The sequence below is a fragment of the Chondromyces crocatus genome (assembly GCF_001189295.1).
Lineage (GTDB): Bacteria > Myxococcota_A > Polyangia > Polyangiales > Polyangiaceae > Chondromyces > Chondromyces crocatus.
The window spans coordinates 675873-695595 of sequence record NZ_CP012159.1 but is presented as its reverse complement, the minus strand read 5'-3'; the positions used below and the strand labels follow the sequence as shown (position 1 = coordinate 695595).

The following is a 19723-nucleotide window of genomic DNA, read 5'->3' as shown; positions in this document are numbered from 1 at the left end:
CCGGGGCATGCTCGATCCCCGCTACGTTGCCGATCACGTCGATGAGGTCCGCGCCGCGCTGGCTCGCCGTTCTCCGGCGGCCGCGGCGTCCCTCGGGGAGGACTTCGCCGAGACGGTGCGCGCGCGCCGTGCCGCCATCCAGGAAGTGGAAGCGGGGCAGCAGCAGCGCAACGCCGAGAGCGAGGCGATGGCCAAGCTCGACAAGAAGTCGCCCGAGTTCGCGGCGAAGCGCGACGAGCTGAAGGCGCTGTCGACCCGCATCAAGGAGGGCGAGGCGCGCCTCTCGGAGCTGGAGAAGAAGCTCGGCGAGCTGGTCGCGGTGGTGCCGAACATCCCGGATCCCTCGGTGCCGGACGGGTCGGACGAGTCGGGCAACGTGGTCGTGCGGACCGGCGGCGAGAAGCCCGAGTTCGCGTTCACGCCGAAGGCGCACTGGGACATCGGGACCGGCCTCGGCATCCTCGACTTCGACCGGGCCGCGAAGCTCTCGGGCTCGCGCTTCACCGTGCTCTTCGGTGCCGGGGCGCGGCTCGAACGGGCGCTCATCAACTTCATGCTCGACCTGCACACCCGCGAGCAGGGCTACGTGGAGGTGCTGCCGCCCTTCCTGGTGAAGGACTCGGCCCTCTTCGGCACGGGCCAGCTGCCGAAGTTCGAGGAGGACCTGTTCAAGATCCACCGCGGCGACGCGGAGCGGAACTACGACCTGTTCCTGATCCCCACCGCCGAGGTGCCGGTGACCAACCTGCACGCCGACGAGATCCTCGACGCGGCCTCGCTGCCCATCGCCTACGCGGCGTACACGCCGTGCTTCCGCGCCGAGGCGGGGAGCCACGGGCGTGACGTGCGCGGTCTCATCCGGCAGCACCAGTTCGACAAGGTGGAGCTGGTGCGCTTCGCGACGCCGGAGACGTCGAACGAGGAGCACGAGCGGTTGACCCGGAACGCCGAGGAGGTGCTGAAGCGCCTGGGCCTGCACTACCGGGTGTCGCTGCTCTGCGCGGGGGACATGGGCGCAGTGTCGCAGAAGACCTACGACCTCGAGGTGTGGCTGCCGTCGCAGGGGGTGTACCGGGAGATCTCGAGCTGCTCGAACTTCGGTGAGTACCAGGCGCGGCGCGCGCAGATCCGCTACCGGCCCGAGCCGAAGGCGAAGCCGCGGCTGTTGCACACGCTGAACGGCTCGGGGCTCGCCGTGGGGCGCACGCTGGTCGCCATCCTGGAGCAGTACCAGCAGGCCGATGGCAGCGTGGTGGTGCCCGAGGCGCTCCGGCCCTTCATGGGGTGCGACGTCATCCGGGGCCGGTGAGGATGGACCCGGAGCAGGGCAGCGACGGCGAGACGGCACCGGAGGCTTCGCCGCGGTCAGGCTCGGGAGAATGGGAAGGTTCCGACGCGTCGTCGGAGGCGCGGGCGAGCATGGCGCCGGTGTCGTCGGAGGCGCGGGCGAGCATGGCGCCGGTGTCGTCGGAGGCGCGGGCGAGCATGGCACCGGTGTCGTCGGAGGCGCGGACCAGCATGAGCCCGGTGTCGTCCTCGCGGCTGGCGTCGCGGAACGCCAGCCCGGAAGCGCTGCCCCGCGGGGGGATCTCGCGGGACGAGAAGTCGCGGGCGCTCGCGCGGGGCTGGCTGCTCACCATCTGCAAGCGTCATCGTCAGGAGCTGCTGAACGACTGGCTGGAGAACGTGCTGGCGCTGCCGCCTGGGCGCACGCGCTTCGCGGATCGGCCCATGACGGAGGTGATGGACACCATCCTCGCCTGCCTGGGGGCGTTCACCGACATCCTGGAGACGGGCGGCGAGCAGCTCCTGGAAGAGCTGGTGACCGAGCTGGTGGAGCAGCGGCTCGCGGACGGCACGGCGGTGGGCAGCCCGCTGCTCGCGGCCTCGCAGTTCCGCGCGGCGGTGGCCGGGGTGCTCGACACGATGCACGTCGAGCCGCACGACGAGCCGCTGCCGCCGGCGCTCGACGTGCTGCTCGCGGCCGACGAGCTGCTCTTGCAGTTCGAGCACCACTTCGCGGAGGCGTACACGCGCCGGGCGTTGCTCGCGTCCGAGGAGCGCTACCGGGAGATCTTCGAGCTGGCGACGGACGTGATCGCCACCCTCGATCGCGGCGGGCGGCTGACCCAGATCAACAACCGGATCGAGCCCTTGCTCGGGCAGCCCGCGGAGGCGTGGCTGGGTCGCCCGCTGGAGGAGATGGCGACCCCCGCCGACGCACCCACCGTGCGCGACGCGATCACGGCGGCGGTGGGGGGGGTCCCACGTCAAGAGCTGTCGGTCCGCTGCCCGGCGCGGGACGGCGCGATGCGCATGATGTCGTTCGCGTTCTCACCCCTCTCCGGAGGCGAGGCGCTCCTCGTGGTGATGCGCGACGTGACCGAGGAGGTGGCGCGTCGCGCGCAGATCCTGCTCGGTGAGAAGCTCGCGTCGATCGGTCAGGTGGCGGCGAGCGTCGCCCACGAGCTGAACAACCCGATGGCGTGGGTGATGGCGAACCTGGAGCAGATCCGGGGCGCGTCGGTGCGCTTGCTCGGGGTGGGCCGGCGTCTCGACTTCGACATGGAGCTGCTCCGCGCCATCGAGTCGATCGACACGGCGTGTCACGAGGCACTGGCCGGGGTCGAGCGCATGCGCGACATCGTGACCGACCTGAACGTGTTCTCCAGCAGCAACGAGCGGCGTCCAGAGCGGATGGACCTGGTCGACGTGATCGAGCTGGCGCTGCGGATGACCGGGCCGCAGCTCAGCCAGCTTTGCCGGATCGAGCGGTCGTACGGCGACATGCCTCCGCTCATCGGCTACCCGGGCAAGCTCTCGCAGGTCTTCGTGAATCTGTTCCTCAACGCGGCCCAGGCGATGCCTCCGCGGCCGCGTGACGAGAACGTCGTACGTGTAACGACGCGCTACGAGGCGGGATCCCACGAGGTGGAGGTCGAGGACAACGGGCGTGGCATGACCCCGGAAGTCCTGGAGCACATTTTCGACCCCTTCTTCACGACCAAGGAGCAGCACACGCGGGCCGGAATCGGGCTGTGGGTGTCGCGGAAGATCCTCGAAGAACAGCGTGGGTCGATGGTCGCGACGAGCACCCCGGAGGTGGGAACATGCTTTACCATCCGGCTCATGGGGCTCGGCCCCGAGGAGATTCCCATGGCGCGCCCGCCCTCTCAGGCACCGCCTCCGCCGCGGAGCTCGACGGTGCTCTTCGTGGACGACGAGCCGATGTTGCTGAGCGCCTTTGCGCGGGCGTTCGAAGGGCAGCACGAGGTGCTGATCGCGTCGAGCGGGGAGGCCGCGCTCGAGATCTTGGGGGCGCGCGAGGGGAAGGTGGACGCGATCATCTGCGATCTGTTGATGCCGCAGATGAGCGGGATGGATCTGTACGACGCCGTGGGCGAGCGCTATCCGGCGCTCCGTCCGAGGATGGCGTTCATGTCCGGCGGTGCGTTCACGGCGCGCGCGCGGGAGTTCGTGGAGCGGGTACCGAACCCGAAGATCGCCAAGCCCATCGCGCTGGGTGACCTGGAGAGGGCCATCGCGGATCTCTTGCGCCAGAGCGAGCGGGCTTCGAGCTGACGCGCCGGGGGCGTGCGGGCGAGGGGCAGACGGTCGGAAGCAGGTCGTCGGGCGCTGGCTCGTGGGGCTGGCTTATGCTGGCTCGTGGCGCTGGCTTGCTAGAGTGCAGGTCATGGGATCGCAGGCGTCGGGGGTGCTCGTGGAGAGGGTGAATCACGCTCGTTACGACGGGCAGCGGGAGGGGTTTTACGAGAGCTTCTTCCAGCGGGCCAACCACCCCACGCGTCCGCTGGCGTTCTGGGTGCGCTACACGCTGTTCAGTCCTGCGGACCACCCGGAGCTGGCGCGCGGGGAGCTGTGGGCGATCCTGTTCGATGGCGAGACGGGGGCTCATCATGCCGCGAAGGAGGAGCTGCCGTTCGCGAGCCGCTGCGGGTTCGCGCGTGATGGCTTCTCGGTGACGGTGGGTGATGCGCGCCTCGCGCCGGGGCAGCTCGCGGGGGCGGCGGGCGCAGGTGCGGAGAGGATCGGCTGGGATCTCTCGTGGGAGGGTGGAGAGAGGCCGCTCTTGCTGCTGCCGAAGGCGCTCTACGAGGCGCGGCTGCCGCGGGCGAAGAGCCTGGTCGGGGCGCCGCTCTGCGTCTACCGAGGGACGATCCGGGTGGGTGAGCAGGAGATCCCCGTCGACGGGTGGGTGGGGAGCCAGAACCACAACTGGGGGACCCGCCACACCGATCGGTACGCGTGGGGGCAGGTGGCGGGCTTCGATGGGGCACCGAAGACGTTTCTGGAGGTGGCGACGGCGCGGCTGAAGCTCGGGCCGATCTGGACGCCGCCAATCACGCCGCTGGTGCTGCGGCACGAGGGGGAAGAGTTCGCGCTGAACTCGGTGCGCGACCTGATCCGGACGAAGGCGGTGGTGGAGGGGTTCTCCTGGCGGTTCCAGGCGGAGGACGAGCGCGTGGCGGTGGAGGGGTCGCTCCACGCGCCGATCGAGGACTTCGTGGGGCTTCGCTACGAGAACCCGCCCGGGGGCGACAAGCACTGCTTGAACACGAAGATCGGCTCGTGCGAGCTGACGGTGCGCCGCAAGCGGGCAGGTCATGTGGTCTCCGTCGAGACGCTCCGCGCGGACCGGCGCGCCGCGTTCGAGATCTTGACCGACGAGCGCGATCACGGCGTGCCCATCCGGGTCTGACCCCGAGGGCTGCGGGCCGAGGGCCGGCGCGAGGCTGCATGAGGCGAGAGGGCCTCGCGCGGAGGAGCGCGGTGTCGGAGCCGAGGCGTCAGCGTGGTGAAGCGTCGGCGCGGTGAAGCGTCGGCGCGCATGGACGCGGGCGCCGTGGACCCTTAGGCTGTCGCGCGTCAGGCCGGTCAGGAGGCCTGGAACTGGAAGGAGAGCGAGAGATGAGCCTCAAGCACCCGAAGATCATCGTGGCCGCGCTGGACACCTCGCAGCGCGCGGCAGGCGTCCTCGAGGAGGCGGTGGATCTGGCGCAGAAGCTCGGGGGAAAGGTCCTCCTGGTGCGCGCGGTGGGCATCCCGCACGAGATCCCGCCGGAGGCGCTGAGCGCGACGCCGAACGCGGTGCCCGAGATCCTCGGGCGCATCGCGCGGGAGGACCTCGAGCAGCGTGCGCGCGCGGTGCCGGAAGGGCTGCTGCACGGCATCCAGGTGCGCACGGGCGTGGGGTGGCAGGTCATCTGCGACGAGGCCGACGCGGCGGACGCCGACCTCATCGTGATCGGCTCGCACGGGTATCAAGGGATCGATCGACTCCTCGGAACGACGGCGTCGCGGGTCGTGAACCACGCGACCCGCTCGGTGCTGGTGGTCCGGGAGAAGCCGGTGAAGTCGGCCTGAATCAGCGCTGGGCCGCATCGGCACGTACGCCGGCGCGGCCCAGATTCATCCGCTCTCTGCGGCCCGCTCCGAAGCCACAGGAATTGTCGCGCAGCGACCGATGTGCAGGGCAGCTGTGCCGCACTGCAGCGGGCGGAGATCGGGGTCGTCGTCCGTGCTGCGGAGCTGACGGGAGCCGGGGAGCGTGAGATGCTCCGCCCGAGCGCGTTTGGGCGACCACCCGGAGAGAGAGCATGAGACGAGCGGCTTCCTGGTTCCTGATGGCGATGACGCTCGGCAGCACGGGCGCCGCTTTCTTCGCGTGCTCGGCGACGAGCGATGGCAACGGCTTCACGAGCGGCACCGGGGCGAACGGCCAGGGTGCGGGTACCCCGAGCGGCACGGGGGGCGAAGGCGGCGTGCTCTTCGACACCGACGGCGGCACGGGCTGCACCGGGGAGAGGTCATGCTCCGCGAGCACGAACGAGGTGCTCTGCAATGGCCAGGTGCTCACCGCGTGTCCGGCCGACCAGCGCTGCGCCAACGGCGAGTGCATGCCCCCGTGTCAGGCGGCGGAGATCAACAAGAGCACCGTCGGCTGTGACTACTACACCGTCAATCCCGACGTGACGTTCTCGGCGGGCGCGTGCTTCGCGGCGTTCGTCGCCAACACCTTCAGCGCGCCGGTGGAGATCAGGGTGGAGCGCGATGGGGTCCCGCTCGACGCCTCGACGTTCGCGCGCATCCCCTCGGGATCGGGGCAGTCGATGACCTACGCGCCGCTGCCGAACGGGATGCTGCCTGCTGGTGAGATCGCGATCCTGTTCCTGGCCCAGTTCGGTCCGGAGCGGCTCTACACGCCCGCATGTCCCGCGGGCGTGGTCCCGGCGGTGAGCAACGAGGACGCCGCCTTGCACGGGACGGGCATCGGCAAGTCGTTCCACATCCGCACCTCGGCGCCGGTGGTGGCGTACGACATCTTCCCGTACGGCGGCGGCAAGAGCGCGATCACCAGCGCGACGCTGCTTCTGCCGACGACCGCGTGGGACACCAACTACGTGGGCGTGGCGCCCTACCAGACGACGTCGAGCAGCGCGGACTTCTTCTCCTGGCTGCAGATCGTGGCCGCCGAAGACAACACCCAGGTGACCATCAGCCCCACGGCGGCGATCCAGGGCGGAACCGGGGTGCCGGCGACGGGCGCCGGGCAGCCGATGAGCTATTCGCTCCAGCGAGGGCAGGTGCTGCAGTTCAGCCAGGCGCAGGAGCTGAGTGGTAGCCCGATCCAGTCCACGAAGCCCATCGGGCTGTTCGGCGGCAACCGCTGCATGACCATCCCCGCGTCGAGCAGCGCGTGCGACGCTGGCCACCAGATGATTCCGCCGGTGAGGGCGCTCGGTCGCGAGTACGTGGCCGTGCGTTACCGGTCGCGCGTGGACGGGGGCAACGAGTCGGTTCCGTGGCGTCTGGTCGGTGCGGTCGGTGGCACCACGCTCACTTACGAGCCTTCCCAGCCGCCCGGAGCCCCCTCGTCGCTGGAGACCGGGCAGGTGGTGGAGTTCAACTCGCCCGGGCCGTTCACCGTGCGGAGCCAGGACAAGGAGCATCCCTTCTACATGTCGGCGCACATGACGGGCTGTTCGTCCGTGTCGCCGTCTCCGGTGGGGTGCCCAGGCGATCCCGAGTCGGTCAACGTGATCCCGACCGAGCAGTACCTGAACAACTACGTGTTCTTCACCGACCCGACCTACCCGGAGACGAACCTGGTCATCGTGCGCAAGCGGGGCGCGAACGGCTTCGCCGACGTCACGCTCGACTGCGCTGGCGTGCTCGGCGGCTGGCAGCCGGCAGACGCCAGCGGAATGTACGAGTACACGCGCTTCGATCTGGTGCGTGGGAACTTCCAGCCCCAGGGCAGCTGCGACAACGGCCGCCGCGAGATGAAGAGCGAGGAGCCCTTCACGCTCACCGTCTGGGGCTGGGGCACCTCGGCGACGGGCGGAGACATCTCGAACCCCAACGTGTCCGGCTTCTACACCCAGTACTGCAGCTACGCGTATCCGGCCGGTGCGAGCGTGCAGGCGATCAGCAACGTGGTGGTGCCGACCGCTCCGCAGTGAATCCCTGAACCAGCGCGCGTGGCGAACGCGCGTGACGAGCGCCCTGCTTTCAGGACGGGTCGATCGAGGTCTCTCCGAGGGGCGTCGAGGAACTCGGCCAAGGAAGCAGGGCGTTGGCGCGTTCTGTCACGCCTTGAGCGGCGTGACGGGATGGGGGGCGCTGCTCGCACGCGCCCTCGCCGAGATCGCCACGCCGACGAGGATGACGACCGCAGCGATCCAGGTGGAGAGCGGGATCGTCTCGCCGCCGAAGAAGGCGCCCAGCGCGATGGCGACCATCGGGTTGACGTAGGCGTAGCTGGTGGCGATCGCCGGTCGGACCCGTCGGAGGAGGTAGCCGTAGGCGCTGAAGGCGACGATGGAACCGAAGAGGGTCAGGTAGGCGACGGCGATCAAGGAGCGCGGCGAGGGAGCGACGGTGATGCGCTCGCCGAGGAGGAAGCTCACCCCGAGCATGGCCACGCCGCCCGTGAGCATCTGGGCGGCGGTGGCCATGGGGCCCTTGGGCAAGGGCAGGGTGCGGCTCTGGAGAGAGCCGAGCGCCCAGCAGACGGGTGCGAACAGGATCAGCAACGCGGCCGGGTGCGCAGCCCGCAGCTCACCGCCGGCCTGGAGCAAGGCGGCGCCAGCGAACCCGATGAGCAGGCCGAGCCACTCGACCCGCGAGGGCCGCAGCGCTCCGGCGACGCCGCGGGCCGACTGGACGGTCGAGAAGAGCGCCATCCAGAGCGGCATGGTGGCCACCACGACCGCCGCGAAGCTCGAGCTGACCCACTGCTGACCGACCGCCACGAAGCCGTTCCCGCAGACGAGCAGCAGCGCCCCGGTCCGCGCGGACGCCCCCCACTGGCGTCGATCGGGCGCAGGCACGCCCGCCAGGCGAAGCGCTCCGTACAGGAGACCACCGGCCGTGATGAAGCGGATGGCGGCCATCAGGAAGGGAGGGAGCGTCTCGATGGCCACCTTCATGCCGAGGTAGGTGGAGCCCCAGATGAGGTAGAGCGCGGTGAGCGACGCCGCGATCAAGAGCCGCTCCTTGAGCGCCGGGGAGAAGCTCGGCGGGGTGGGTCGACGGGCGCGCCCTGCCCGCGCCGGCGCCGGCGCAGGTGGTGGTGGGAGATCGCACTCGGGCGCGACGAGGGTGGTGTCCGCGGTGGGCATGCGGCCTAGCTTGGTCGGGGATCGCGAACCAGCACAGATTCAGCCGACCGTATTTGCCACCAGTACAGTTGGGGCGAGGGCGCTTCTGTGCTGGTCGTCCCACCGAGCAACTGTACTGGTAGGAGGCTGTCAGGAGACGGTACAGTTCATGACCATGCGAGCCGCCGACGGGAGCCCCGAGGTGCACCTCTACGAGCAGGTCATCACCGAGATGGCCGCGTTGATCGATGCAGGCGCGCTACGGCCGGGCGATCGGCTCCCCTCGGTGCGGCGGCTCAGCCGGCAGCGGGGCGTGAGCGTGGCGACGGTGGTGCAGGCCTACCTGGGCCTGGAGGATCGAGGGTTGGTGGAGGCGCGCCCGCAGTCCGGACACTACGTGCGCGCGCGGCGAGCACCGCTCCCTCCCGAGCCCAGGTCGCCTCGGCCCACGACGACCGCGTGCAAGGTGAGCGTGCGAAGCCTCGTCACGCGCGTGTACACCGCGGCGCGCGACCCCAGCATCGTGCCCTTCGGGGCCGCGTATCCGAGTCCGGAACTCTTGCCCACGGACAAGCTGAACCGGATCCTCGCCGTCATCGCTCGGAGCGCGGGGTGGGCCGGGGTGGCTTACGATCCGCCGCCCGGCCTTCCCGCGCTGCGCCGCCAGGTGGCGCGTCGGGCCGTCGACGGCGGGTGTGCGCTCGGGCCCGACGAGATCGTCACCACCAGCGGTGCCACGGAGGCGCTGCACCTGTGCTTGCGGGTCGTGGCGCGCCGCGGAGAGACGATCGCGATCGAGTCGCCGACCTACTTCGGGCTGTTGCAGCTCGTCGAGAGCCTGGGGATTCGCGCGGTGGAGATTCCCTCGCTCCCGCGTGCGGGCATGGACCTGGACGCGCTGGAGGAAGCGCTCGGGCGGCACCGGATCAAGGCGGTGGTGGCGATCCCGAACTTCAGCAACCCCCTGGGCGCAGTGATGCCCGACGAGTCGAAGGAGCGCCTGGTCGGGTTGCTGGGGCGCCGGGACATCCCGCTCATCGAGGACGACACCCACGGGGATCTGCACTTCGACGACGTGCGCCCGCGGGTGGCGAAGTCGTTCGATCGGCGTGGCCTGGTGATGCTCTGCTCGTCCTTCTCGAAGACGCTCGCGCCTGGTTACCGGGTGGGCTGGGTGGCCCCTGGGCGGTTCCGGGACGCGGTGGAGCACCTCAAGTTCGCGCAGAGCGTGGCGTCGCCGACGCTGCCGCAGATGGCGGTGGCGCAGCTCCTCGAAGAGGGAGGCTACGATCACCACCTGCGCGCGCTGCGGCGGCGGCTGGCCGCACAGGTCGTCCGGGTCAGCGAGGCCGTGGCAGAGCACTTCCCAGCGGGCACGCGTGTCGCCAGGCCCGCGGGGGGGTTCGTGCTCTGGGTGGAGCTTCCTTTCGGCGTGAGCTCCCTCGACCTGCACGCGCGCGCCATGGAGAAGGGCATCAGTGTGGCCCCGGGGCCGCTGTTCTCGGCGAAGCACCGGTTCTCGAACTGCGTGCGGTTGAACTGCGGCTACCCCTGGACGGACCAGCTCGATCAGGCGGTGCGGACGCTGGGTCGGCTGGTCGGAGAGCTCTCGGGAAGCTGAGCGAGGCAGGATGCGCGGTGCGCGCCGGCGGTCGTCCGGACGACGCGAAGGGCTCGCCAGGAGTTTCATGGAGGGAGTGAGGTGATGGATCTGTCTCTGAGCGTCCTCGATCAGTCGCCCATCCGCGCGGGGAGTACCGCGGCCCAGGCCATCGCCGAGACGCTGGCGCTGGCCCGGGTCGCCGACAGGCTCGGCTACCGTCGCTACTGGCTGGCTGAGCACCACAGCGCCGGTGGCTTTGCGGGATCGGCGCCGGAGATCCTCATCGGCCGTGTGGCGATGGAGACCCGTCGGATCCGGGTGGGCTCCGGGGGGGTCATGCTGCCGAACTACAGCCCCCTCAAGGTCGCCGAGTGCTTCCGCATGCTGGAGCTTCTGTATCCAGGGCGCGTGGACCTCGGCCTCGGGCGCGCCGCGGGGGGGATGCCGCGGGCGGCGAAGGCGCTCGGGACCTCGGATCTGGAAGGCGAAGCGTTTGCCGAGAAGCTTCGCTTGCTCCTCGACTTCCTCGTCGACCGCGTGCCGCAAGGTCACCCCTTTCATCGTGTGCACGCGGTGCCGCGGGGAGTCCGTGCGCCCGAGGTCTGGCTCCTGGGCTCCGGGGTCGAGAGCGCGGAGCGGGCGGCGGCGCTGGGGATCTCCTTCTGTTACGCGCACTTCTTTGCTCCAGGAGGCGAGGAGGCGATGGCCGTGTACCGGCGGCGCTTCCAGCCCTCGCCCTGGCTCGAAGCGCCTCGTGGCGCGATCGCCGTCTCGGTGATGTGCGCCGAGAGCGTCGACGAGGCGCGGCGGCTGGCGACGCCGTCGGCCTGCTGGGCGACGCGCCTGGTGCAAGGAGAAGGCGGGACGTTCCCCACCCCCGACGAGGTGGAGACGCAGCGACCTGGCTGGAGCGCCGACGAGGCCGCGTTGATCGAGGCGCGGCTCGATCAAGGGATCGGGGGTACGCCGGCCGAGGTCCGAGCGGCGCTGCGGACGATGGCCGCAGCGTACGGCGTCGACGAGGTGGCCATCGTGACCATCGCGCCGGACGCGGCCACCCGGAGGCGTTCCTACGAGCAGCTCGCCGAGGCGTTCGGGCTCGACGCGCAGCGTCCGGACTGAGGGCCGCCGCAGCGCGTCGCGTACGTCGAGCGGCTCGGGCGCGATTGTCGCCCCAGGCCGCTCGTGGGACGCTCCGCTGCATGAGCACGTCACCGGGGAGGAGGCTGCATCACCGCACCTGCACGCTGTGCGAGGCGATGTGCGGGGTCACGATCGAGGTCGAAGCGGAGCGCGTGCTCTCCATCCGCGGCGACAAAGACGACCCGTTCAGCCGCGGCTACCTCTGCCCCAAGGCCACAGCGCTGCAAGACCTCCACGAGGATCCGGATCGGCTGCGGCACCCGGTGCGCCGGGTCCCGGGTGGATGGCAGCGCATCGGGTGGGACGAAGCGTTCGACGAGGTGGCGACGCGGCTGAAGGCCGTCCAGGCGCAGCACGGCCGAAACGCCGTGGGGGCGTACGCCGGAAACCCCAACGTCCACAGCCTGGGCGCGCTCCTCTTCGGGGCCCCCTTCCTGCGCAGCTTGCGCACCAGGAACCGCTTCTCGGCCACCTCCGTCGACCAGCTTCCTCACCACCTCGCGTCGCTGTTCATGTTCGGCCACCAGCTGCTCCTTCCGATCCCCGACCTGGATCGGACCGACCTCCTCCTGGTGGTCGGCGCGAACCCGGCCGTGTCGAACGGCAGCTTGATGAGCGCGCCGGGCATGCCGCGGCGCCTTCGTGACCTCCGCGCGCGAGGTGGACGGGTGGTCGTCGTCGACCCCCGCCGAACCGAGACCGCCGCACTCGCGGACGAGCATCACTTCATCCGGCCTGGCACCGACGTGATGCTGCTCCTTGCGATGCTCCACGAGATCTTCGCCGCGCGGCTCGTCGCTCCCGGGCGGCTCGAAGGCTTCGTCGACGGCATGGCCACGGTGGAGCGCGCGGTGCAGCCTTTCACGCCCGAGCGCGCCGCCGCGATCACCGGCGTCCCTGCGGACGTGATCCGCCGGCTTTCGCACACGCTGGCCACCTCGAAGCGCGCCGTGGTGTACGCGCGGATGGGCGCGTGCACCCAGGCCTTCGGCGGCCTCTGTCTCTGGCTGGTGAACGTGCTCCACGTCGTGACCGGCAACCTCGACCGGGAAGGCGGCGTGATGTTCACCCGCCCCGCGCTCGATGTGGTGGGCTTGACGGCGCGCTCGTCGATGCGAGGCCACCACGACCGCAGGCGGAGCCGCGTGCGTAGCCTGCCCGAGTTCGGCGGCGAGTTCCCCGTGGCCACCCTGGCCGACGAGATCCTGACCCCGGGACCTGGCCAGATCCGCGCCCTCGTCACCTCGGCAGGCAACCCCGTGCTGTCGACGCCCAACGGCCGTCGGCTCGACGAGGCGCTGGCCTCGCTCGAGTTCATGGCGTCCATCGACTTCTACATCAACGAGACCACCCGCCATGCGCACGTGATCCTGCCCCCCACGGGCCCCCTGGAGCGCGATCACTACGACGTGATCTTCCATGTGCTCGCCGTCCGCAACACGGCGAAATTTTCCCCCGCCCTCTTCGCGCCGCCCGCAGACACGCGGCACGACTGGGAGATCCTGGCCGCCCTGACGGAGCGCATGGAAGCCCGTCCCGGCCTGCGAGGTCGCTGGGAGAGCGCGGCGCGCAAGGCCGTCTTCCGCCGTGTCACGCCCCGCCACCTCGTCGACCTGGGCCTCCGCGCCGGACCTTACGGCCTGCGCAAGGGACTGCGCGCGGGCCTGTCGCTCCGGACGCTGGAGCAATCCCCGCACGGCCTCGATCTCGGCCCCCTCACCCCCTGCTTGCCAGGGCGCCTGCTCACACGCAATCGGCGGATCCAGCTCGCGCCCGAGACCTTCCTGAACGACCTGGCGCGGGTCGAGGCGCACTGGAGCGCCAGCACCGCCACGGGCGACGCGGAGGATGCGCTGCTCCTCATCGGGCGACGCCAGCTCCGCAGCAACAACTCGTGGATGCACAACAGCCAGCGGCTGGTGAAGGGCAAGGAGCGCTGCACCGCGCTGATGCATCCGGACGACGCGACGAAGCGCGGCCTCGCCGATGGACAGCGCGTGCGCGTGTCGTCCCGGGTCGGGAGCGTCGACGTCACCCTGCAAGTGAGCGACGAGATCATGCCCGGGGTGCTGAGCATCCCCCACGGCTGGGGGCACGATCGGCCGGGTGTGCGGCTCGGTGTGGCGTCACGCCACGCAGGGACGAGCGTCAACGATCTGACCGACGAGCAAGCCCTCGACGTCGCCACCGGGAACGCCGTCTTGAACGGGGTGCCCGTGCGTGTCGAGGGCATCGAGGCGCCGGCAGAAGAAGCGCCTCGCGGCGTTACGGCCTGAAGCCGCGGATCTGGAGCGCGAGGGCAGACCGGAGGCCTGGGTCCAGCGCTTCCGGGAGGGAGCGGGCTCCCGTCATCCAGCTCATGAGCGCGCCGTAGTAGAGCGAGAAGATGTTGGTCGCGGCCTGCCTCGGGTCCACCTCGGCTCCCACCTCGCCACGCGCTTGCCGGTCGACGACGAGCTGGCTGATCAACGAGAGGAACTTGGCCGTCAACGCGGTGAGCTGCTGGCCATTCGGCCCGTCTGCGCCGGGGTAGTGCTGAACGAACGCCAGCGAGACGCGAGGGTGCTCCCCGTACATCTCGAAGAGACCACGGAAGAGGTACATGAGCTGATCGAGCAGCGAAGCCGGCCGAGGAAGGGTCTGGAAGCGCCCATCGACGGCGGCTGCGAGCCGGTCGTGCATGACCATGCAGATCAGGTCCGGCTTGTCTCGTGCGTAGAGGAACAGCGTCCCCGTGGCCACCTGGGCGGCCTCGGCCACTTGCTTCGTGGTGGTGGCTTCGTAGCCCGCCGTGGAGAACAGGTCCCACGCGGCCTTCTGGATGCGCTCCCGCTTGTCGAGCTTCTGCTGCTCGCGTCGGCGGGGCTTCGTTTTGGTGACCGTACTCATAATTGGTGAGGTGCGGAGTCCAGCGTACGAGGTGGCTACCTTAATTGCCCGGGTCTTGAAACTGGAAACAAACTGACTATAGTCACTGTTGGAGGTGAACAGCATGTCTCCAGGAGCCGCCCGGGATCCTTCTCTCTCTCTTCGTGAGGCGCTTCCGAAGTACTTCGCCGAGAACCACTTCGGAGACGACGGTGGGTACGGCGCCACCTGGGTCACCTTCAAGTTCGGTCCGGTCCCGATCCCTTTCCCGAACACGGCCGCGCGTGTGCGCGCGGTGCGCTACCACGACATGCACCACCTGATCACCGGCTACCGCGCCGATCAGGCGACGGGCGAGTTCGAGATCTCCGCCTGGGAGATCGGGGCTGGATGCCGATCGTACTGGGCGGCGTGGCAGCTCAACCTGGGGGGTGTCGCCGGGGGTGTCCTCATCGCGCCGCGTCGCACCTTCCGCGCGTTCGTTCGTGGGCGCCGCACCTCGTCCCTCTACGGGCGCGACTACGAAGCGCTTCTCGATCGCACGATCGGCGAGGTCATGGCGGAGTGCGGTCTCGATCGGCCCACCAAAGCCCGAGCTTCCGACGCAGTGCTATTCCCATTGGTGGTGGTCGCGGGTCTGATCATGGGACTTCTGTCGATCCTGCTCCTCGTGCTCGTGGCGCCCGTGCTGCTGGCCGTCGGGATGATCCGACGCCTTCGCACCGACAAGGAAGCGCGCGCGACGGCGTGACGCTCGGTCAGGGCTGGAGGGCGGTGACGTACCGATCGTCGAGCACCACCCCATCCCCCAGCGCACCCCGATCGGTGGGGTTGATGCCGCAGTAGGCCACGCTGGCGAGGTGGCGCCACCGTCCAGCCCGCTCCGGCTCGTCGGGGAGCACCGGCGTGGTGCAGGGAAAGCAACCGATGGTGGGAAAGCCCATGAGGTGCAGCGGGTTCTGCAGCGCGTCCGGGTGCTCGGTGAAGTAAGCGTTCAGCGTCTCGCTCGTGACGTGCGCGAGCGGGTGGATGCGCAGCGTGTTCATGTCCACGTCGAGCGCAAACGGCTGCACCCGCGCGCGTGCGCCGCCCTCCCCTCGCCGAAGGGCGCCGATCAAGGCGTCGTAACGTCCTCGCACCGAGCGCAGGGGTGCCGTCTTGCGCAGGTCACAGCAACGCTCTTGTCCCTCGGGCGTGACGTAGAGCAGACCTTCCTCGCGGGTCTGTTCGAGGAAGCCGCGCTCGGGGTGCAGCGTGTGGATGCGCAGGTGGCGGTGGGTGCTCGCGAGGGCGTCTCGCGTCTCGAGCGTCTGCGTGTGGAGCACGCCCGTGTCCACGAAGAGGACGTCGAAGTCGAGTCCCGCCCGATCCGCCATGTGGCAGAGAGCGGTGCCAGCGCGCTGCATGCTGCTCAGGATGGCGGCGCGCTCCCCGAACACCTCCCGCGCGAAGCGGAGGATGTCGAGCGGCGCCGCGTCCTCGAAGCGCTGGTTGAGCGGGACGAGATCCGCTTGGGTGATCCTCACCCTTGCGCCTCCTCACCGTCGCCTTCGTAGTAAGCGAACTCGAACCCGTCGGCGAGGGAGAGGGTCGTGGAGACGAACCCGTCACGGCCCGACTGCATGCGCTCGACGAAGGGCGCGAGGGCCTTCTTGAAGGTGTGGATGTTGTCGCCGAGCACCACCGCGCCGCGTCGCAGCTTGGGCTTGAGCAGGTCGAGCACGGGCATGTACAGATCCTTCCAGCCGTCGAGCAGCACCAGGTCGACGGGCGTCGGGACGTCACGGAGCGTCTCCAGCGCGTCACCGAGGCGCACGTCGGCGAACTCGCCGAGCCCTGCTTCGGCGAGGTGCTGCGTGGCAACGCGGTGCTTGCTTTCGTCGAGCTCGGTGCCCACCACGACCCCTCCACCATTGTCCTTCACGGCGGCGGCCAGGTAGATCGTCGAGATCCCGAACGAGGTCCCGAACTCCACGATGCGACGCGCCCCGATCGAGCGCGCGACGAGGTAGAGCAGCTCGCCTTGCTCGCGGGACACCGAGATGTAGACGTCCTTCATCGTGCCCTTCTCCGCCACGATCTCGCTCAGGCGCTTCCCCTGGAGGAGCGAGGTGGCGACCGTGGGGATCTTCTTCGCGAAACGAAAGACGTCACGCCGCGCATCGGCGTGCAGCCGATCGAGCAAGGCGCGCACCTCGGGGCGGTGCAGCGTCGATCGGCTGAGCGGGCTGGGATGAGTGCGCATCGAGGCTCCTCTGGGTGGGTGCGTGGACCGAGATCTCGGCGTTCCCGTCGGGAAGTATAGGCCGGCGCGCGGTGGTGCACGTCGTCCGAGCATCGAGCCGGGTGATCCGGGTTGCGGCCGCTTCCCGCTGAGCTTAACTCGAAGCCAGTCTGCGATGACGACCAGCCAGAAGAGCACGAGCCAGTCCGCCCGCACCGCCCCAGCGCACGCTCCTGTCCTCGAAGAACGGCGCTTCCTGTTCGTGATCGGCAAAGGTGGCGTCGGCAAGACGACCGTCTCGGGGGCCCTCGCGCTCGCCTTCGCGGCGCGCGGCAAGCGCGTGCTGGTCGCCATGTGCAACACGAAGGAGCGCCTCTCCGCGATCCTCGGCTCGCCCCCCATCGGCGACGAGCTGGTGGAGGTGTCGAAGCGCGTCTGGGCGGTGAACATCTCGCCGGACAAGGCGCTGCGCGAGTACGGCGAGATGGTCCTCAAGGTGAAGACGGTCGCGCACGCCGTCTTCGACAACAAGTACACGAAGACCTTCTTCCGCGCCGTCCCGGGCCTCTCCGAGTGGGCCATGCTCGGCAAGGCGTGGTTTCACGCGACCGAGACGCTCGACGACGGCTCCCCGCGCTTCGACGTGGTGCTGCTCGACGCACCGGCGACGGGTCACGGGATGGAGATGCTCCGCGTCCCCAAGATCATCCTCGACGTCGCTCCTCCCGGCGTGCTGCGCCGCGACGCCGAGGCGGCGTGGGCCATGTTCCAGGATCCACGGCAGGCCGGGGTGGTGCTGGTGACCTTGCCCGAGGAGATGCCTGCGACGGAGACCATCGAGCTCGCGTCGGCGATCGAGACCGACCTCGGACTGCCCGTGCACCGGCTGGTGGTGAACGGCGTGATGGATCCCCTGTTCTCCGAGGAGGAGCGCCGGGCACTCTTGCGCGACGAGCAGTTGCTCGACATCGAGGCGCCCGCCACGGCTGCGGGCACACCGCACATCGCCCTGGTCGCAGGGGCCCGACGCGCCATGCGCGAGTCGGTGCAGCACGAGACGATGATCCGCTTGCGCCGCACGATCACGCTGCCGATGGTCGTGCTCCCGTTCCTCTTCGACGAGGCCTCCACGCCAGCTGGCACGAGGCGGCTCGCCGAGCGGCTGTGACGCCACGGCGAGGCCATCCCCTGGCGGCGCGCCGCGTCGGCCTCGCTTGAGGTATCCTGGCCGGTAATGATCGCTTCGAGCCCCCTCCTGTGGGACGGCCTCTCGCTCCTTGCTGCAGATCGTGCGCTGCACGCTGGGCTCGGTGAGCGCCGGGCGAGCTTCGAGTTCAGTGTGGCCGAGATGCCTCGGCACACGGGCTTCCTGGTGGCCGCTGGTCTCGAAGAAGCCGCGGCGATGCTCGCGCGGCCTGCGCCCAGCGAGGACGACGTGCGAAGAGCCCAGCGCGCCGTGGGATTTCATGACGACCTCGCGCGCCGTCTCGCCACCGGGATCTCGGCCCTCGACATGGACGCGGTGCCGGAAGGAACGCCGATCTTCGCCGGCGCGCCGCTCGCGTCGATCGACGGCCCGCTCGTCGAAGCCCTCCTCGCCTGCGCGGTGATCGCGCCCATCTTGAAGCGTGCCGTGGAGATCGCCACCCGCGCCGCGCGGTTGCACCTGGCGGCAGGAGGTGGCCTCTTGATCGATGGCTCGGCGACGCGCGCGTCGTCCGTCCCCGAGGCCCTCGCCATCGCGCGTGCGGCCCACGTCGGCGGCGCCGCAGCCACGACCAGCGCCGTCGCCGCGAGCCAGCTCGGGATCCCGTTCCGCGGCGAGGCGATGCTCGACTTCGGAGGGCTGTCGGCGGCCGGGTTGCGCGCGGAGGATGGCTGGGGTCCGCCAGACCGCCTGGTCGCCCTCGCCGGCGTCGACGAGGAGGCCCAGCTCGTGGAGGCGCATCGCCTCGACGTCCGGGCGAGCGGCTGGATCGCGCTCGGTCTCGCCGCTTCCGGGGTGTCCATCGCGCTGCGCCACGAGGTGGTCGCGCTCGAGCAAGAGGGGGCCTGGGTGCCGCGGCGAGGCCTGAGCGACCGCGCCGACGTGCTCCCGGGGCGCAAGATCGTGGCCCGTTACCTCGACGCGGACAGCCGAGCCGTCGCCGACGTCGTCCACCTCGCGCACGAGCGCATGCGCTCCCCCCGGGGCCTGGGCGCCGCGCGGTTGCTCCCGCTCGCGCGCGCCGTGCTGCGCAACGGTCGCGCCCTCGAGGCCCCGGAAGCACCGCGCGCCGGTCGCGAGCGCTCCGTGTCCGGCCGACACCAGCTCCCCGCCTCGGTCACCTACCTCCACGCCCCGGCCCCTTACCGCGTGGAGCCGTCCCCCGCCGTCGTCCAGCTCCGCGACGCGGACCCTCGCCGCCCCTAGGTCCTGCGTTCCTCGAAAGCAGGGCCCGCGCTACATCTCCGTGTCCAGCAGCATCTGCGTGAGGATGTAGTTCGCGATCAGCAAGGTCACGCAGCTCTCCACGACGGCCCGCGTCGTGGCGAGGCCGACGCCGCGCGCGCCGCCGTTCGCGTAGAAGCCGTGCCGGCACGAGATCGACGACAGGATGAACCCGAACACGCCCGCCTTGATCAGGCCCATGAACAGATCCTTGGGCACGGCCGTGTCGCGAATGCTCTGGAGGAAGACGCCCACGTCGCCGTCGAGCAAGACGATGCCGACCAGGTACGAGCCCGCCATCCCCAGCACCGAGTAGAGGATGCAGAGCAAGGGGAGCATCACCACCGAGGCGAAGAGGCGCGGTGAAAGCAGGTACTGCACCGGGCTCACGCCCATCGTGGTGATCGCGTCGATCTGCTCGGTCACCCGCATGTTCCCGAGCTCGGCGGCCATGGAGCTGCCGGCGCGAGCGGTCACCATGATCGCGGAGAACACCGGCGCCAGCTCCCGGAGCAGCGACACCGCCACCAGGCCGCCGACCCGCCCCTCGGCGCTGAAGGCGCGCAGCGCGTACGAGGTCTGGAGCGTCAGCACCATCCCGCTGAAGGTCCCGGTCAGCCCCACGATGAAGATCGACTGGACGCCGAGGAACTCCATCGCCGCCAGGAACTGGCTGATCCGGAACGGAGGCCGGAAGAGCCAGGTCAGCGTCTGGAACGTGAGCGTGACGACGTTGCCGATGTTGTCGAGCCAGTAGAGGACCGGCTCGAGCACCTTGGCGAGGAGCTCTTTCCGGTCCGCATCATCCTTCGCCACGGCGGCCCTTGTAA

Annotated in this window: 17 protein-coding genes; 11 read left to right on the top strand and 6 right to left on the bottom strand. The window is 70.0% G+C overall.

The features are described from left to right. The first annotated feature begins 7 nt into the window (after positions 1-7). Complete coding sequence (serS, locus tag CMC5_RS02595) at positions 8-1309, top strand: serine--tRNA ligase (protein WP_050428927.1); 1302 nt, start codon at positions 8-10, stop codon at positions 1307-1309. On the opposite strand, the gene CMC5_RS45620 is transcribed toward serS, so the two are convergent. Then, positions 1293-1520, bottom strand: a complete 228-nt coding sequence (locus CMC5_RS45620; RefSeq protein ID WP_050428926.1) for a hypothetical protein — start codon at positions 1518-1520, stop codon at positions 1293-1295. The two genes, serS and CMC5_RS45620, sit on opposite strands and share 17 nt — an antisense overlap. Between CMC5_RS45620 and CMC5_RS02585 the strand changes: the two genes are divergently transcribed. The 4 genes from CMC5_RS02585 (at position 1519) to CMC5_RS02570 (ending at position 7484) form a co-directional block, all read left to right on the top strand. Further along, complete coding sequence (locus tag CMC5_RS02585) at positions 1519-3582, top strand: ATP-binding response regulator (RefSeq protein ID WP_050428925.1); 2064 nt, start codon at positions 1519-1521, stop codon at positions 3580-3582. The genes CMC5_RS45620 and CMC5_RS02585 overlap by 2 nt on opposite strands. 112 nt (positions 3583-3694) lie before the next feature. Beyond that, positions 3695-4720, top strand: a complete 1026-nt coding sequence (locus tag CMC5_RS02580; RefSeq protein WP_050428924.1) for a hypothetical protein — start codon at positions 3695-3697, stop codon at positions 4718-4720. 209 nt (positions 4721-4929) lie between these two features. Next, positions 4930-5385: a universal stress protein gene (locus tag CMC5_RS02575; protein ID WP_050428923.1), complete on the top strand. Its 456-nt coding sequence runs from the start codon at positions 4930-4932 to the stop codon at positions 5383-5385. Between the two features lie 233 nt (positions 5386-5618). Then, on the top strand, positions 5619-7484 hold the full coding sequence (locus CMC5_RS02570; protein ID WP_156338081.1) for an IgGFc-binding protein: 1866 nt from the start codon (positions 5619-5621) through the stop codon (positions 7482-7484). Between the two features lie 126 nt (positions 7485-7610). On the opposite strand, the gene yedA is transcribed toward CMC5_RS02570, so the two are convergent. Beyond that, positions 7611-8645 carry a drug/metabolite exporter YedA gene (yedA, locus tag CMC5_RS02565; RefSeq protein WP_082362179.1) on the bottom strand — a complete coding sequence of 345 codons (1035 nt, stop codon included), beginning with the start codon at positions 8643-8645 and terminating at the stop codon, positions 7611-7613. 148 nt (positions 8646-8793) lie between these two features. Here yedA and CMC5_RS02560 point away from each other — a divergent pair, with 148 nt between their 5' ends. From CMC5_RS02560 to CMC5_RS02550, 3 genes are all read left to right on the top strand, one after another. Further along, complete coding sequence (locus tag CMC5_RS02560; protein WP_156338078.1) at positions 8794-10245, top strand: aminotransferase-like domain-containing protein; 1452 nt, start codon at positions 8794-8796, stop codon at positions 10243-10245. Positions 10246-10329: 84 nt separating this feature from the next. Then, positions 10330-11349, top strand: a complete 1020-nt coding sequence (locus CMC5_RS02555) for an LLM class flavin-dependent oxidoreductase (RefSeq protein ID WP_050428921.1) — start codon at positions 10330-10332, stop codon at positions 11347-11349. 80 nt (positions 11350-11429) lie between these two features. Next, the gene (locus tag CMC5_RS02550) at positions 11430-13646 is read left to right on the top strand and encodes a molybdopterin oxidoreductase family protein (RefSeq protein WP_050435669.1); all 2217 of its coding nucleotides are present in this window, start codon (positions 11430-11432) and stop codon (positions 13644-13646) included. Here CMC5_RS02550 and CMC5_RS02545 read toward each other — a convergent pair. Continuing rightward, positions 13636-14259, bottom strand: coding sequence for a TetR/AcrR family transcriptional regulator (locus CMC5_RS02545; RefSeq protein WP_050428920.1), 624 nt, complete (start codon positions 14257-14259; stop codon positions 13636-13638). The two genes, CMC5_RS02550 and CMC5_RS02545, sit on opposite strands and share 11 nt — an antisense overlap. Before the next feature lie 103 nt (positions 14260-14362). On the opposite strand from CMC5_RS02545, the gene CMC5_RS02540 reads away from it, so the two are divergent. Beyond that, positions 14363-14989, top strand: coding sequence for a hypothetical protein (locus CMC5_RS02540; RefSeq protein WP_050435668.1), 627 nt, complete (start codon positions 14363-14365; stop codon positions 14987-14989). 7 nt (positions 14990-14996) lie between these two features. Here CMC5_RS02540 and CMC5_RS02535 read toward each other — a convergent pair whose 3' ends face one another. Next, entirely contained in the window at positions 14997-15764 is a 768-nt protein-coding gene (locus CMC5_RS02535; protein ID WP_050428919.1) for a phosphoadenylyl-sulfate reductase, read from the bottom strand. Beyond that, entirely contained in the window at positions 15761-16483 is a 723-nt protein-coding gene (locus tag CMC5_RS02530) for an O-methyltransferase (RefSeq protein WP_050428918.1), read from the bottom strand. The genes CMC5_RS02535 and CMC5_RS02530 overlap by 4 nt, the downstream gene beginning before the upstream one ends. Positions 16484-16637: 154 nt before the next feature. Here CMC5_RS02530 and CMC5_RS02525 point away from each other — a divergent pair, with 154 nt between their 5' ends. Together CMC5_RS02525 and CMC5_RS02520 are read left to right on the top strand one after the other, a co-directional pair. Further along, positions 16638-17630: an ArsA family ATPase gene (locus tag CMC5_RS02525; protein ID WP_050428917.1), complete on the top strand. Its 993-nt coding sequence runs from the start codon at positions 16638-16640 to the stop codon at positions 17628-17630. Between the two features lie 66 nt (positions 17631-17696). Then, a complete protein-coding gene (locus tag CMC5_RS02520) occupies positions 17697-18875 on the top strand; it encodes a beta/alpha barrel domain-containing protein (protein WP_050428916.1) in 1179 nt (392 codons plus the stop codon). Positions 18876-18905: 30 nt separating this feature from the next. On the opposite strand, the gene CMC5_RS02515 is transcribed toward CMC5_RS02520, so the two are convergent. Further along, positions 18906-19709 carry an MlaE family ABC transporter permease gene (locus CMC5_RS02515; RefSeq protein WP_082362177.1) on the bottom strand — a complete coding sequence of 268 codons (804 nt, stop codon included), beginning with the start codon at positions 19707-19709 and terminating at the stop codon, positions 18906-18908. Positions 19710-19723: the final 14 nt, after the last annotated feature.